This is a genomic window from Polluticoccus soli, from assembly GCF_029269745.1.
Lineage (GTDB): Bacteria > Bacteroidota > Bacteroidia > Chitinophagales > Chitinophagaceae > Polluticoccus > Polluticoccus soli.
Window position 1 is genome coordinate 1,269,576 of the sequence record NZ_JARJHT010000001.1, and the last position, 17,294, is coordinate 1,286,869.

The 17,294-nt window shown below is 46.4% G+C and carries 8 protein-coding genes; 2 read left to right on the forward strand and 6 right to left on the reverse strand.

From position 1 onward, the window contains the following. Positions 1-44: 44 nt before the first annotated feature. From P2W83_RS05665 to P2W83_RS05690, 6 genes are all read right to left on the reverse strand, one after another. The gene (locus P2W83_RS05665) at positions 45-2,417 is read right to left on the reverse strand and encodes a T9SS type A sorting domain-containing protein (RefSeq protein WP_276132730.1); all 2,373 of its coding nucleotides are present in this window, start codon (positions 2,415-2,417) and stop codon (positions 45-47) included. 147 nt (positions 2,418-2,564) lie between these two features. Then, positions 2,565-5,180 (reverse strand): GEVED domain-containing protein, encoded by a 2,616-nt coding sequence (locus P2W83_RS05670; RefSeq protein ID WP_276132731.1) that lies wholly within the window; start codon positions 5,178-5,180, stop codon positions 2,565-2,567. Between the two features lie 188 nt (positions 5,181-5,368). Continuing rightward, positions 5,369-7,822 (reverse strand): T9SS type A sorting domain-containing protein, encoded by a 2,454-nt coding sequence (locus P2W83_RS05675; RefSeq protein ID WP_276132732.1) that lies wholly within the window; start codon positions 7,820-7,822, stop codon positions 5,369-5,371. 179 nt (positions 7,823-8,001) lie between these two features. After that, on the reverse strand, positions 8,002-10,608 hold the full coding sequence (locus P2W83_RS05680; RefSeq protein ID WP_276132733.1) for a T9SS type A sorting domain-containing protein: 2,607 nt from the start codon (positions 10,606-10,608) through the stop codon (positions 8,002-8,004). Positions 10,609-10,795: 187 nt separating this feature from the next. Continuing rightward, the gene (locus tag P2W83_RS05685) at positions 10,796-13,399 is read right to left on the reverse strand and encodes a T9SS type A sorting domain-containing protein (RefSeq protein WP_276132734.1); all 2,604 of its coding nucleotides are present in this window, start codon (positions 13,397-13,399) and stop codon (positions 10,796-10,798) included. A gap of 222 nt (positions 13,400-13,621) precedes the next feature. Further along, positions 13,622-16,231: a T9SS type A sorting domain-containing protein gene (locus tag P2W83_RS05690; RefSeq protein ID WP_276132735.1), complete on the reverse strand. Its 2,610-nt coding sequence runs from the start codon at positions 16,229-16,231 to the stop codon at positions 13,622-13,624. A gap of 255 nt (positions 16,232-16,486) precedes the next feature. On the opposite strand from P2W83_RS05690, the gene gcvH reads away from it, so the two are divergent. Both gcvH and P2W83_RS05700 read left to right on the forward strand, forming a co-directional pair. Beyond that, positions 16,487-16,867: a glycine cleavage system protein GcvH gene (gene gcvH, locus P2W83_RS05695; RefSeq protein WP_276132736.1), complete on the forward strand. Its 381-nt coding sequence runs from the start codon at positions 16,487-16,489 to the stop codon at positions 16,865-16,867. Between the two features lie 3 nt (positions 16,868-16,870). Then, positions 16,871-17,263 (forward strand): VanZ family protein, encoded by a 393-nt coding sequence (locus P2W83_RS05700; RefSeq protein ID WP_276132737.1) that lies wholly within the window; start codon positions 16,871-16,873, stop codon positions 17,261-17,263. Positions 17,264-17,294: the final 31 nt, after the last annotated feature.

The window sequence follows — 17,294 nt, forward strand, 5'->3', positions numbered from 1 at the left end:
GGGTGGCAATTGCCACCCGTTGAAAGCCTTATCCAGTAAGGTTTTTATTGTAATATGAGCTTTTGCGTAGACTTCAGTCCGCCAGCGTTGATCTCGATGAAATAAACGCCTTTTGCCTGCCCCGAAAGGTCTATTTGCTGCAGGAAACGGCCACCGTCGTGACGGTAGGAATAGCTCTTTACAAGCTGGCCGGTAACCGACAGTAATTTTACTTCTACGTTATCATTCACGGCCGCTGCATTGAACATAACGGTTACCTTATCGTTGGCAGGGTTCGGGTAGATGCGCACATGCGACAACCCGTTCACATCGTCAACACGCACATTGAACGGACGGCGGAAAATCACCATATAATCCTCGGTCTCGCCCGACAGGTAAGTACCGCAGGCCTCGTCAGATGGTGTATTAGGACCTACGTTGTTATTTACAATAACGCGCAGGCCGGTAGGCACGTCAACAATAGCAGCATTAGGAATGATCACCTGGCCCAGCAGGGTATGGTAACCCACACTGGTGAAGCCGGTATAGATCCTTTCTTCCGGTATATCGTACTGGTGGTTATTATCGAAATCGACAAAGACGGTCACCTTAGCATCGCTATGCAGCTCTGTAGGCATTGTATGGAACACATGGAAATTGTATACACTGTCTACCCACATTTCTATAGGCTGTATATCGGTATAGTCCTGGCGTTTGTGTTTAGCGCGTGGGTTGCCCAGGTGGGCACCACCGTCGGTTACCTCGAAGTTGTAGATCTTGAAACCGCCAACATCGCTGGTGTCATTTAAGCCACCTATCGCCTGGCTGTAGCAATAGCATTTATAGCTTGGTTTCAGATTCACTTTGTGTACCGCCGTATACGATGTATCGTTAGTATGCGTGCAGATGGCTTCCATCTTATAGAAAAGAGGTTGACCGTTCATGAAATCGCGCATCAGCGTGTCTTTGCTTGCGCTGCCGGTAATAGGCGTCCAGAATACATTATCTGCCGATACATACCATGATCTATTAATGCCGTGTTTATCTTTTTCATACGTAGTATCGGTTACTAAATAATCATAGCCCACGCACATAGACGTGTCGCCTTTGATAACACCTGCATTGGGTTTGCCGGTGCAAGGGATGTGCCTGATATCAATGAGGTAATCCTCAGTTTCACCATCGGTATAAGAGGCACAGGTATCTGGTGCTGTAGTACCGCTGCGCATGATCACACGCATACCTGTCAGGCCAAATTGCGCTGTATCAGGCATCTTGAACGTGTCACGCACCAGGCCGATAGTTGAAGGATTCTGGTTCGTGGTTTCAAGCAGTACGCGCTCCCACAGATCGAATGTACCGTTGCGGTTGTAGTCTATATACACCGCAGCAGTGCCTGCAGTAAAGGTTGCCGCCGATGTTATTTGTGAAACGGAGATCAGGTAATTGCTGTCGCGGTACATAGGCACAGGCGGCACCGTATAGCGCAGGTCTGTGTATGTATTGGTGGCAGTTGTATTGCTGAAGAAAGGCGTTGCCGTTCCGTTGGTCAGCAAAGTGCTGTTGTTGGAAATCGAAGTAACTGTGACGTTGCCGATATCTGAACCTGCCCCAGCGGTTGCTTTAGAGCCATCGCAATAGCAGTAGTAAAAAGGAGCCATGTTTACTTTGAATGGCGCAGTAGTATAGGTTTGACTAGTTGCCAGGCAGGTGAGCTTACAACGGTACCATGTAGGCACTACGATCTGGTCGGTGAAGGTACCAACCTGGTTTACTGTTCCGGTGTATGTTTTCCAGGTAGTACCATTTGTTGAATACTCCCACTGGAAGGTAGTACCAGTATAAGGCACCGACAGCTTTACCTCGAATGGCTTGTTCGGGCAAACCTCGAAAGGCGCCGTTACGTTTGCCGTAGGCACGCCGTTACATGGTATGCCGAAAAAGAATTCAAGTGTCATGGTTTGCGATATCGTGGTATTGCAGGTAATGGAGTTTACCCCACCCCAGTTACCGTTGGATATACAAGGACGAATGATGTACCCCGGATTAGGGCAGTTCGAGCCATTACACTGTGTGCCGGGATTCAACCACAATTCCATATACGACCCCCTGTTACATACAGACCATACGTTACCATTGCAAATGGGTGACGTGTAGCTCGTGCTTGTTTTCAGTGCGTTTGCTACTGCATTGGCAATAACCGGGTCCTGGCAAATGATACCCGTGGGATCGTAAGTACCAGATATTTTCACCGATAGGTAAATGCCCGGATTCAGGCCCGCGGAGAATGTATTAAACGCTGTGCACTGCGCAGTAGCGGTGGCACCGCCTGTAAACGCCTGCGAATAAATGGCAGATTGCGCATGCGCTATAGTTACGGCAAGCAGGATCTGCACCATACAGAAGATGGCTGTAAGAACCGATTTTTTTGCATTCATTTACGTCTATGTTTTAATAGTGTATACGCCTAAATCCAGAGGCGGCGTACTATAGTTGACACCCAAATTGGCTAAAAAAGTTTGAAAAAAAAAGCGGATTGCCACTTATTTATGTAACAATCCGCTATATTAATTTTCAGTTAGGCGCTATTGTATCACGATCCGCTTTTTTGCTTTCACGCCATCCGCATTCACTTCCACCAGGTATACACCCTTTGCCTGGCCGCTAAGGTCGACCTCTTTCATAAACCTGCCACCTTGGTGTGTGTATGCTTCACTCAATACCTGCTGTCCCGTTACGGTTGAAACTGAAACAGTTACCGATTTGGCCGCGGCGCTATTGAAACGCAAATTGAATCGTCCCGTGGTAGGGTTAGGGAACAGGACGATGTCTTCCAGCCCTTTCAACTCCTCTACTTTCACATTGAATGCACGTTTGAACCAAATAATGTAATCCTCTGTTTCGCCGGAAACATACGAGCCGCATGCATCATCTGAGGGAACATTGGGCGACACATCGTTGTTGATGATCACTCGCAGGCCTGTTGGCACATCTACGATCGCAGCATTTGGAATGATCACCTGGTCGATGAGCGTATGATAGCCCACATTGGTAAAGCCTGTGAACACACGCTCTTCAGGAATGTTATATTGGTGATCGTTGTTGAAATCCATGAACACCGTGATCTTGCCATCAGCATGATGCTGTCTAGGCATGGTGTGGAAGATGTAAAAACTGTAAACGCTGTCTACCCACATTACGATAGGCGTAAGATCAGTACGGTCGGTACGGGTTTTTACCGCCTTTTCATTGCCCAGGTGCGCGCCACCGTCTGCTATACTGAAATTATAGATCTGGAATGCACCAATATCACTGCTGTCGTTTTCGTTGCCACCTGTCGACTGGCTGTGGCAATAACATTTGTATCCTGGCTTAAGACCTATGCGGAACTCATTTGAATAAGTAGTATCCTCTGTTGTGAGACATACCATTCTTACACGATAGTAGAGACTTTGAATTTTGAAATCGCGCACCAAAGAGTCCTTATCAGCTGAATTGGGCACGTTAGACCATGTGATATCGTCGGCTGAATGCTGCCATATCCGCGCTTGCCGGCTCTTTTCCTTTTCATAGGTGGTATCTGTCACAACATAAGCATAGCCGGGACACATCGAAGTGTCTTCACCAACCACCACACCGGCTTTAGAAGGACCATTGCAAGGTGGGTGACTAATGTTTACCAGGTAGTCCTCTGTTTCGCCATCGCCATAAGCATTGCACGAATCAGGCAGGGCTGTACCGGTCTTCAGTATCACGCGCATACGGGTAATACCCACCCTCGCGGTATCTGGTACCGTAAATGTATCGGCCACCTGTCCGGGTGTAGGCTGTGCGTTCTTAGCTACATTGAACATGATCCGCTCATACGAGTCGAATATCGAGTTGTGGTTGTAGTCGATATAGGCCGATACGGCACCATCGACAAACGTTGTCCAGTTAATAACGTTGGCAATGACGATATAAGAAGAATCGCGATATAGCTGCACAGGTGGTGTAAACTCTTGCGTAAAATCTGAATAAGCTTTTACAGCATATAGATTACTTGACAACGCAAGGCTGGCATCGTAGTTGTTAAGTATAGTATCCTTCGGGAACGACACCAGGTTGACCTTGCCGATATCCATTGCCGAGGTTGAGTTGGTTATTGTTGCCGAAGAATTGCAATAACACTTATAATGCGGCGATACATCTACCTTTTTTGGGATTGTTGTTATGGTGGTAGAGCCACAGCTAATTGTTGCCTTGTACCATCTTGTTTTCGTGATAACATCAGAAACTGTACCCGAGCCGCCAGACATTGACGTGTAAGTGGTGCCGTTATCTGAATATGACCAGCTACAGCTTGTGCTGGTGCCAATCGTAGGTCTTGCTACAGCTGCAAGCGTAAATGGTTGTCCGGGACATACATCATCCGGACCTTCGATCCTGGCCGACTGCATGTCAGTGCAAGGGGCCAGCCACATGTAGCTTTGTTCGCTAAAAGGTCTTGCTTCAATATTACCTTTAATGGTGCTGGTACTTGGCGTTGAGAACATAGTACTGCCATTCAGGAACTGAAAATCTGTTGTGCTTTTAGCAATGCCTATAGAGGCGCCGAACCAGCCTGACGTAATCGCCAGCTGTGAACCCATCGCGCCTGTTTCCCTTTTATATAAAAACTGTATGGAGCCGTTCTCATACAATTTCATTTGCATGGTGAGCGATCCTTTGGGTAATGAAAAGTCCCATACCCAGTTTTTCCATTCAAAGGTGAACACGCGGTTAGGCGCGGTACCAGTTGTCAGATAGCTGGCTACGCCACCAAAGGCCCATCCAAAATCATCCCAGAAAGGCATGATCACCGGCAGAGAATTGTTGCCGCTGAACTGGTTGAAGTTGCTGTTGTCGTTGTTTACGCCAGTGCCTATGGCCGAAGACGTACTAAGCGAGAACCAGACATTTGACGACACAGTACCGGTGGTATAACTAGTACCACAGAATGGAAAGCTGAAACCAATAGGAATGTTGGTTTGCTGCGCATCATCTGTATGTATGCTACTTACCACTGTGCCGCCCGACAAATACTGAAAGTTCTCTGTCGTGGCTACGAAGGGGTATTGATTGGCTGAAGCATATTGAGCAGTAGCGCTGCCGGCTGCTAAGACAGGAATAGCTAAAAAAAGACATGCTTTTTTTAGCACTGGTTTAATAGAGCTGTTCATAGTACAAAATTTTGGGGTCAGGGACAGTCATTCCACTGCCTTGTTTTGTATTATAGACAGAGGAATAATGGTTTTCGATAGTAAGTTATTATTTTTTTTAATGATTTCATAATAATGTTATATAAAAAAGGCGATGCTGGTGCATCGCCTTTAAAATGTATAATGGTATACCCCTAATGTGGCAGCTGTTATCGCAGCACGATTCGCTGTTGCGCCTTAATTCCATCAGCATCGATCTCAACAAAGTAAACTCCTTTGGCCTGGCTTTCCATATTCAGCTCTTTGCTGAAACGACCGCCGTTGTGGCTGTATACTTCATTCAGCACCTGCTGGCCCGTAACTGTCAAAATACGCACCTTCACTTCTTTAATGGTATTATCACTATAGAAGTCTATGCTGAACCTGCCGTTGCTTGGGTTAGGATATACATGCAGTGTGCGAAGATCTGCGGTGGTGTTGTTTACACCAACATTGAACGGGCGGCGGAAGATCACCATATAGTCTTCTGTTTCACCTGACTTATAGGTACCGCACGCTTCATCTGAGGCAGTATTAGGTCCAACATTATTATTGACGATAACGCGGAGGCCGGTTGGTACATCTGCTATTGCCGCATTGGGTATCACTACGTTACCAAGAAGTGTATGATAACCTACGCTGGTAAAACCTGTGAATATGCGTTCAGTAGGTATGTCATACTGGTGGTTATTATTGAAGTCGGCAAACACGGTGATCTTCGCGTCGCTGTGGATCTCGCTTGGCATAGTATGGAATACATGGAACTGGTAAATGCTGTCCACCCACATTTCAACCGGCTGCATATCAGTAAAATCCTGCCGTTTGCGCACTGCGCGCAGGTTACCCAGGTGGGCACCGCCATCGTTTGTAGCAAACTGGTAAATGCCGAAACCACCGACATCGCTGCTGTCGCCTGCTCCACCGAGCGATTGACTGAAGCAGTAACATTTATAAGTCGGTTTCAGATTCACTTTGTGAACTACAGAGTATGCAGTATCCTCGGTGTGTGAGCAGGTCATACGCAACCTGTAATATAAAGGCTGGCCGTTGGTGAAAAGGCGCATCAGCGTGTCTTTGCCCGCCGATCCCGCTATATCTACCCAATTAATGGCATCAGCCGAGTGCTGCCATAAGCGCGAAAGACCATGTTTTTTAGTTTGATAGGTAGTATCTGTAAGAATATAGTCATAGCCTACACACATCGAAGTGTCACCTTCTATCTTGCCGGTAACAGGTTTGCCGTCGCAAGGGCGGTAGCGAATGTCCACAAGGTAATCCTCTGTTTCGCCTTCAGCATATGATGCGCAGGTATCAGGCACCGTTGTGCCCTGGCGCAATATCACACGCATGCCGGTCAGACCATAACCCGCTGTGTCAGGTACAGTAAATGTATCTATTACCATACCGGGATAAGGTAGCGACTGGCTTGTATTTTCCTGCAGCACGCGCTCCCACGAATCGAATGTTCCGTTGCGGTTGTAGTCTATAAATATAGCAGCGGAAGCAGCGCTGAATGTCGTTGCAGAACTCGTCTGCTGTATTTGCAGGAAGTATGAGCTATCATGATACATCGGGATAGCTGGCACTGTATCGCGGAAGTTTGAGTAGGATTTGCTTGCATTCGCATTACTCAGGAAAGGGTTAGGGTTGCCGCTACTTATTAATGTCTGGTTTGTTGGATATGTGGTCACCGTTACGTTGCCGACATCAATACCTGTGCCGCCTGTAGCTTTAGAACCGTCGCAATAGCAAAAGTAGAATGCCGCGATATCAACAAATTTAGGCGCAGTAGTAAACGTTTGGGATGTCGCCGTGCAGGTAATGATGCAACGATACCATGTAGGCACCGTGATGGCATCTGACAAAAAGCCCGTTACCGGGTTAACGGTACCAGTAAAATTGGTCCATGTGGTACCGTTGGTCGACGTCTGCCATTGACGGGTCACACCTGTATAAAACGAAGTAAAGTTTACGGAGAATGGTTTGGTAGGACATACCTGGCTGGGTGCAGTCAAATTTGTAGTAGGTACACCGTTGCAAGGGAAGCCGGGCGTAATATCAAAACCGAAATCGTAGCGCGTTGCACTTGAACCGCCCGGAGCGCCTGCCGCGGAAGCCGCGTATTGCCTGCGGGTTCCAGTTGCGCTCGAGGTGTATATGGCGTAACCACCAGTGGTAGCTGGTTGTTTGGTATCAACAATAAGGGTCAAAGTCGGGTCAAAGAAAAACGGTGTTTGTAACGGATACTCTACCCATGTACCGGCAACGGTTGCAGGAGTAACATAGCTTGCAGAATTGAACACATTCGTCATGCCTGGCACCCATGTAGTACCCGGTAACGACGTTAAGGTATTCTGTCCCAGGTCTATGCTAAGATTGGTATACGTACTGCTTGGGTAGGAGCCCGAAGCGCGGAAATATACCTTCGTTATAAATCCTATTGGCGGTGCACCAAACTCACCGGCTGTGTACAGGAACTGGCACCTTTGATCGGCCCAGGTACCACCACCAAAAGGAATGGAGTTTCCTCCCGTGCCGGCATTATTAAAATATTGTGGCGTTTGAGCCAGCGCCATTGTTGACAATATCAGTAACGGCAGAAAACTAAGTAGCAGTTTCTTCATCGTTGAATACACATGTTTTGATTGACAAGGAAGTAAATTTAATTTTTTGTTAATGGTTAATAAACAGTTAGAGGCCGCCAGAGGCCTGTTTTAATGGGAATTTAATTTTTCCATTAAAATCAAAAACGGGAACCCGTATTCGGGTTCCCGTTAAGTGTATCGTTATTAACTGTCGGTTATTATTTAATGACCATCCGTTTGGTTTCTTTAATGCCGTCAGCATTGATCTCCACGAAGTAGACACCTTTTGCCCGCCCTTCAATATCCAGTTCTCTGGTGAATCTGCCGCTATTATGACTATACACTTCGCTGAACACTTGTTGACCGGTCATAGTCAGAACACGAACACTCACTTCTTTGATCGTATTTCCACTATAGAAGTCAATAGTAAACTTGCCGCTGCTTGGGTTTGGATACACCTGCACAGTGCGCAGATCGGCAGTAGTGTTGTTCACACTGACATTGAATGGACGACGGAAGATCACCATGAAGTCTTCCGTTTCACCAGATATATACGTACCGCAACCGTCATCTGACTGCGTATTCGGCCCTACATTATTGTTGACGATAACACGCATACCCGTTGGCATGTCAACTATTGCCGCATTGGGTATTACTACATTGCTGATCAGGGTATGGTAACCTACGTTAGTGAATCCTGTAAAAATGCGCTCGCCTGGTATGTCATATTGATGGTTGTTATTGAAATCGGCAAACACAGTGATCTTAGCATCGCTGTGGATCTCGCTTGGCATGGTATGAAATACATGAAACTGGTAAATGCTATCCACCCACATTTCTATCGGCTGCAGGTCAGTAAAATCCTGGCGTTTGCGTACGGCCCGCGTATTGCCCAAATGCGCTCCGCCATCGTTTACCGAGAAGTTGTAGATAGAAAAACCACCCACATCGCTGGTATCATTGATGCCACCAAGCGATTGGCTGAAGCAATAACATTTGTACGTTGGCTTCAGGTTCACTTTATGTACCGGGCTATAACCGGTATCATTGGTATGCGAACAAACCATGCGCATGCGGTAGAACAGTGGCTGCCCATTGTTGAAAAGGCGCATTAGCGTATCCTTATCAACCGAGCTATTTATATCCACCCAGTTGATGGCATCTGCCGAATGCTGCCAAAGTCGCAACAAGCCGTGCCTTTTGGTTTGATAAGTAGAGTCGGTAAGTATGTAGTCGTAGCCAACGCACATCGATGTGTCGCCTTCAATTACACCGGTTTTTGGTATACTGTCGCACGGGCGGTAACGAAGATCTACAAGGTAGTCTTCAGTCTCGCCGTCAGAATACGATGAACAAGTATCAGGCACCGTAGTACCCTGCCTTAATATTACCCGCATACCGGTGATACCATATCCTGCTGTGTCTGGTACAAGGAATGTATCCCGAACCAATCCGGGATTGGGCAATGACTGGCTAGTAGTTTCCTGCAGTACACGCTCCCACGGATCGAAAGTACCGTTTCGGTTGTAGTCAATAAATATGGCAGCAGAACCAGCACTGAATGCAGACACTGAACTGATCTGCTGTATAAGGAGATAATAAGCACTATCATGATACATTGGTACCGGTGCCAGGGTTTTCCTGAAGTCAGTATAGGACTTGTTGGCATTAGCATTGCTCTGTAGTGGAGTAGCATTGCCATTATCCAGCATCACCTGGCCAGATGCAAAGCTTACCACTTTTATGTTACCGATGTCGATGCCTGAACCCGATGTTGCTGTTGAACCTGCGCAGTAACAATAATAAAACGGCGAGATGCCGATATGGAACGGCTGTGTCTGGAACGACTGGCTGGAGTTGGTGCAGGTAACCGAGCAACGGTACCATTTGGGAGCAGAGATGATATCTGTAATATCACCGGCCGAACCTACCGGACCAGTCCAGTTGGTCCATGTGGTGCCGTTAACAGACGTCTGCCATTGGAAGGTAAAGCCCGAGTAAATGGCTAAACCATTCAATGCGACACTAAACGGCTTGTTAGGACAAACTTCGGATGGAGCAGAAACAGATGTTGTTGGCGTGCCTGTGCAGGGCACCTGTCCCCACAGATAGCTTTGACCAGTGGCAGGTTTGCCGGTAAGGCTCACATTAAATGTAGATGTAGTCGGCGTTGGCGACGCGCTGAAATTGTTCAACGATTGATAGTCGGTTGACGATTTTGCTATACCGGCCGCTGTGTTATACGAGTTACTTCCGAAGTGCGAGCTCCCACTTTCTTGTTTATATACCAATTCAAGTGGCCCGCTTTCATACAGGATATATTGATAAGAAATAAACCCAGGATAAGTTGCATAAGACCACAGTCCCCAGTTTTTGAATTCCAATGTAAAAACGCGGTTAGGAGCGGTGCCGGTGGTTTTATAGGTTACAGCACTGGCACTCGGATCTCCTTCGCAATCGTCCCAACCACCCATCATGCATGGTACAGTAGGCGCACTGTATGGCGGCCATGTCATAGCCGTCGTGTTCCCAAAAACCATGTAGCCATTTGTTTGGGGTGTAACTGTAGTATATGCAGTTCCTGCAAAAGTGAAAGTGAAGCCAATAGGAACATTGTAATAGTTGTCGTCCCAGTTAAGGGTATTGACTGTACTAAAATTGATCGCGGTTCCCCCTGTTACGTAGTTAAAGGTTTTTTGCGAGGCTGTAAACGGATATGCTGCCGCAGTAGGGAACTGCGCTCTTGCCACAGGTAAACCCAAAAACATACTAAACAACAGGGTTAAGACTAAACCGATACCGGGACCAAATTTGTAATGACGCATGTCTGTAATAATTGATTGTAAACTGCAGTTAATTTTCGGGGGCGATCTTTTACGCTGCAGTAAATTATAGCAAGCAAAAGCAATCACATAAAACATTTAATCTATTTAACTGACTTTTAATTAGTATTAAAAAGTCAATAAAAAAAGGAGCTCGTTTGAGCTCCTTTTATCTTTACTAAACAGGTTGTTATTTCAGTATTAATCTCTTTGTTTCTTTGATTCCATCAGCGTCGATCTCTACGAAGTAGACACCTTTAGCCTGGCTTTCCAGGTTCAGCTCTTTGGTGAACCTGCCACCATTGTGGCTGTACACGTCGTTAAACACTTGTTGCCCGGTCACAGTCATAACACGAAATTTCACTTCTTTGATGGTGTTGCCGCTGTAGAAGTCGACAGTAAACTTGCCGTTGCTTGGGTTTGGATATACCTGCACCGTGCGCAGATCTGCTGTTGTGTTGTTTACACTCACGTTGAATGGACGACGGAAGATCAACATGTAGTCTTCTGTTTCGCCTGATATATAAGTGCCGCAACCTTCATCTGACGCTGTGTTTGGTCCTACGTTATTGTTGACGATAACGCGAAGACCAGTGGGTGCATCTACTATGGCAGCGTTAGGTATCACCACATTGCTGATCAGTGTATGATAACCTACGTTAGTGAACCCTGTAAAGATGCGCTCGTCAGGTATATCGTATTGGTGGTTGTTATTAAAGTCGGCAAACACCGTGATCTTAGCATCGCTATGGATCTCAGTTGGCATAGTATGGAATACATGGAACTGGTAGATACTGTCCACCCACATTTCGATAGGTTGCAGGTCGGTAAGGTCCTGGCGTTTGTGTACTGCACGAGGGTTGCCCAAGTGAGCACCGCCATCGTTGTTTGCAAAATTGTAAATAGCAAAACCGCCCACATCGCTGGTATCATTCACACCTCCAAGCGACTGGCTGAAGCAGTAGCATTTATACGTTGGCTTCAGGTTCACTTTATGTACGGGAGTATAGCCAGTATCATTGGTATGCGAGCAGACCATGCGCATGCGGTAGAATAATGGCTGACCGGTAAAGATGCGCATCAGTGTATCCTGGTCGGCCGAGGTAGGTATATTCACCCAGCCTATTGCATCGGCCGAACGCTGCCATAAGCGCGACAGACCGTTTCTTTCCTTTTGGTATGTTGTATCGGTAAGTACATAATCATAACCTATACACATAGAGGTATCGCCCTGGATCGTACCAACCACAGATGCTCCATCGCAAGGGCGATGACGAATATCGACAAGGTAATCTTCGGTTTCACCTTCAGTATAAGAGGCACAGGTATCCGGATTAACATTGCCGAGACGCAGCACTACGCGCATACCGGTGATACCAAATCCCGCAGTATCGGGTACCGTAAACGTATCTCTTACAAGACCAGGGTTTGGTAATGACTGGCTTGTAAGCTCTTGCAGCACGCGTTCCCACGGGTCGAATACGCCGTTGCGGTTGTAATCTATAAATATAGCCGCAGAACCCTGGCTGAAGGAACTTGCCGAGCTTATTTGCTGCACAAACAAATGGTAAGTGCTATCGTGGTACATTGGCACCGGTGGCAGCGCAGACCTGAAATCAGTATATGTTTTATTAGCGTTTGCGTTACTTAAGAATGGCGTTCCCGAACCATTGTTTAAAATAGTTTGGTTGCCCGGGTCGGTTATCACTTTCACATTGCCAATGTCCAAACCCGATGCAGTAGTGGCTTTAGAGCCTTCGCAATAACAGAAGTAAAATGGTGCGATGGTTACATGCTTAGGCGCTGTGGTAAATGACTGACCTGATGCGATACAGGTAACTGTGGCGCGATACCATTTAGGCGATGAAATAACATCGGTGATATCGCCGGTTGGGCTGACTGTACCTGTCCAGTTGGTCCACGTTGTGCCATTGACAGATGTCTGCCACTGGAAAGAGAAACCGGAATAAATGGCCAGACCTGCCAGGCTTTGTCCGAATGGTTTGTTCGGACAAACTTCATTAGGTCCGGCTACAGATGTAGTGGGCGTGCCTGTACAAGGTATTTGTCCCCACAAATAGCTTTGACCGGTAGCTGGTGTTGCCGAAAGACTGGCAGTAAATGTTGAACTGGAAGGTACAGGCGAGGCGCTTGTATTAGGCAATGACTGATAGTCTGTTGAGTTGCGTCCAATACCGATCGCAGCACTAAAAAATTGGCCACTTGCCTCTTGCTTATACATCAACTCCAACGGTCCACCTTCGTACAGAATATACTGGTAGGTAATGTATAATGGCGACTGTGCAGAGAAAGAAGCCCAGTTTTTAAACTCCAAGGTAAACACGCGGTTTGGAGCTGTTCCTGTTGTTTTGTAGGTAATGGCGCTTGAGCTGACATTTCCCCAGGCATCGTGCCAACCGGCCATCATGCAAGGACCTATGGTGCTTAAGCTACTTGCACTGGGACTGAGCACCACAGAATTATTAGTTCCGAAGCTCATGTAGCCGTTGGTATGGCCGACTACGGTAGTATACGGCACATTGCAAAAGGTAAATGTAAATCCGATGGGTATAGCCGGGCTGGTGTAGGTATCATCCCAGCTCGAAGTATTTGCTGTTGTAGCAGGTGTGCCGCCAACCAGGTAGTTGAATGGTTTTTGCGATGCCGTAAACGGATACGCAGCAGCGGTAGCAAATTGAGCATATGCCCGGTAAGTGTTAAACGCACACACAAACCCTAAAACCAGGAAAGGCACAACAACCTTCATCCTGTAAACAATAGATCGGGTATTCATCTTATCTATATTATTACTATTTAGAAGTACTGGATTCTGGCAGTTAAATAACTGCGAACAGTTTTTAACCGGATAGTAAATTTAGGTATATAGATAGCGCGAACAGTTTTGAAACCCGCTCCAGACAACGATTTAACTCCAATTTAATTGTAAGATTAATAAAATATTAAAGGGAGCCCATCGGGGCTCCCTTCACCATATCTGTTTATTAACCGCTGGTTATTATTTGATCACCAATCGTTTAGTTTCTCTTATACCATCAGCATCGATCTCAACAAAGTATACACCCTTGGCCTGGCTTTCGAGGCTGAGCTCTTTAGTAAACCTGCCGCCGTTATGATTGTATACTTCACTCAGCACTTGCTGACCAGTAACGGTCATGATACGAACCTTAACTTCTTTGATGGTGTTGCCACTGTAGAAGTCGACAGTAAATTTGCCGCTGCTAGGGTTCGGATAAACCTGCACCGTACGCAGATCCGCAGTAGTATTGTTTACACTTACGTTGAACGGACGACGGAAGATCACCATGTAGTCTTCTGTTTCACCTGAGATATAAGTACCGCAAGCATCGTCAGACTGAGGATTAGGACCTACGTTGTTATTTATGATCACACGCAAACCTGTTGGCGCATCAACGATCGCTGCATTAGGTATTACTACGTTGCCCAGAAGTGTATGATAACCTACGTTGGTAAAACCTGTAAAGATGCGCTCGTCAGGCATATCGTATTGATGGTTGCCGTTGAAATCAGCAAACACCGTGATCTTAGCATCGCTGTGGAACTCGTTCGGCATAGTATGGTACACATGGAACTGGTACATGCTGTCTACCCATAACTCAACAGGTTGACGATCTGTAAAGTCCTGGCGTTTGCGCACTGCACGAGGGTTGTCCAGGTGAGCGCCACCGTCGGTAGTTGCAAAGTTGTAGATACCAAAACCACCAATATCACTTGAGTCGTTAACACCACCCAGCGACTGGCTGAAGCAGTAACATTTGTATGTTGGTTTCAGGTTCACTTTATGAACTACGGTATAAGCAGTATCGTTGGTATGAGAACAGATCATGCGCACGCGGTAGAACAATGGTTGACCGGTGAATATGCGCATCAAAGTATCCTTATCAACTGAGTTAGGTATATCCACCCAACCGATACCATCGGCTGAGCGTTGCCACAGGCGCGACAGGCCATGCTTTTTGGTTTGATAAGTAGTATCGGTCAATATATAGTCATATCCAACGCACATAGACGTGTCACCTTCAATGGTGCCCGGAGTAGGCTTGCTGTCGCAAGGACGGTAACGAAGATCTACCAGGTAATCTTCTGTTTCGCCTTCAGGATAAGAGGCACAGGTATCGGGAGATATATTGCCGGCGCGGAACACCACGCGCATACCGGTGAAACCATATTCAGCGGTGTCCGGAACGGTGAACGTATCTTTTACAACACCGGGATTAGGCAACGCCTGGCTGGTTTTTTCCTCCATTACCCGTTCCCACGGATCGAACCTGCCGTTGCGGTTATAATCGACAAATATGGCAGCAATACCTTCGGTGAAGGTGGCCGCAGACGATATTTGCGACACTTGCAGCACATAAGAACTATCGTGGTACATTGGCACAGGCGGAATACTAATCCTGAAATCAGTGTACATTTTATTTGCACTGGCGTTGCTCAACATAGGTATAGCGCTGCCGTTATTAAGTATAGTCTGATTGGAAGGGTACGTGATCACGCTCATATTACCAATATCGTTGCCAGAAGCTGTAGTAGCTGTTGAGCCACCGCAATAGCAATAGTAGAACGGAGCAATGGTTACCAGCTTCGGAGCAGTAGTATACGACTGACCGGAGGCGATACATGTAACGGTACAACGATACCATTTTGGTGTATTAATGACATCAGAGATATCACCAGTTGAGCTCACGGTACCTGTCCAGTTCGTCCATGCCGTACCGTTGGCAGAAGTTTGCCATTGGAAAGTAAAACCTGAATAGATCGCCAGCCCTGCAAGGCTTTGTCCGAAAGATTTATTAGGACAAACCTGGTCAGGTCCAGCAACAGATGTTGTAGGTGTACCTGTACAAGGCACCTGGCCCCACAAATAGCTTTGACCTGTAGCAGGTTTACCGTTAATGCTTGATGTAAAAGTCGTGCTGGAAGAAACCGGGGTGGCGCTTACATTATTAAGTGTCTGCCAGTCGCTGCTGGAGTTGGCGATTCCAATCGCCGTTGCCGAGCCTGATGAACCAAAGCCGCTGGTACCAGCCTCCTGCTTGTACATGATCTCAATAGGACCGCCTTCGTACAAGATGTACTGATAAGTAATGTAGCCCGGATAAGACGTGTATGAAAACGTACCCCAGTTTTTGAATTCGACTGTGAGTATGCGATTAGGCGCCGTACCCGTCATCAGGTAAGTTACAGGGCTCGCTGCACCACTACCTGATACGTCGCCTGATGCGTCGTGCCAGCCTGCCATTACGCAAGGAGCAATACTAGACAAACTACTTTGGCTGGCAGGATAGGTATAACCTGTATTATTGCCAAAGCGCAAAAAACCGTTCGTGTGCGCGGTAACCTGCGTATATGGCGTGTTGCAAAAATTAAAAGTAAAACCAATAGGAATAGGAGTGCCGCTATCATCCCAGCTTGAGAAGGTAATACTGGTGCCACCAACAAGGTAGTTAAATGGTTTTTGCGAAGCGGTAAACGGGTAAGCAGCGGCGGTAGCAAACTGAGCGCGAACTCCGATTGGATTTAATACCCCAAGAATCCAAAGCAAAAGGACAGCCTTGATCCTATGAGTAAAGTTAAGCGTATTCATCACTTCAATAATTAAACAGTTAGGATTGTGTCGTTTAGTTAAAAAGAAAAAACTCTTCTTTAACAGCCAGTAAATCTATGGAAATTAAATTAAAGTTAAAAAAAAATTAAACTCGAATTAAAACGAAACAAGATAATTATATTGAAAAATCAAAATATGTAAATTCTCGCGACTTTTGCAGTTTCCACGACTGCATAACGGGTAATTTTTACTCCCGATATTTTCTTCTATTTTTACGCCCACAAAAAAACCATTATGCAATTCCCGGATACACTGAAATACACCAAAGACCACGAATGGATCAAGCTCGAAGGCAATACTGCAACTGTAGGCATTACTGAGTTTGCACAGCGTGAGCTGGGTGATATCGTTTTCGTTGACATTAACTCAACTGGCAAAAGCCTGGGCGCCAACGATATATTTGGTACTGTAGAAGCCGTAAAAACCGTATCAGACCTGTACCTGCCTATAGCTGGCTCAGTTGACGAGGTGAACCCGGAACTGGAAGGCAATCCTGAGTTTGTAAATCAGGACCCATATGGTAAAGGCTGGATGATCAAAATGACCGTGAGCAACCTGGCTGACGTTGAAGGCCTGATGGATGCTGCTGCTTATCGCCAGCTTATTGGCGAATAAGCTATGAGTAAAATATTCTCGCAAGACTCTCCATATAAGAATAGAGCAAGGTGGCTGGCAATAGCCTGGACCTTGCTCATTTTTATTTTATGCTTTTTACCGGGGCGCGACCTGCCGGATGTGGACATACCATTTATAGATAAGTGGGTACACCTTGTGCTGTTTGGAGCGTTCAGTTTCTTATGGCTGTGCTCGACGCCTACACGCAATATACATTTCCTGATCCCGTTATTTACCATTACCGTTTTTCTGGGCTGGCTGGTGGAATACATACAAGGCCATTATGTAGTGGGTCGCACGCAGGATAATATGGACACGTTTGCTGATAGCATAGGTGGACTAATTGGTATTCTCATTTTCGCTTTGCTATTTTATATAAATGAGCGGCGAAGCTGAAAAGCGATAATAACTTGTATTTTAGCTACCT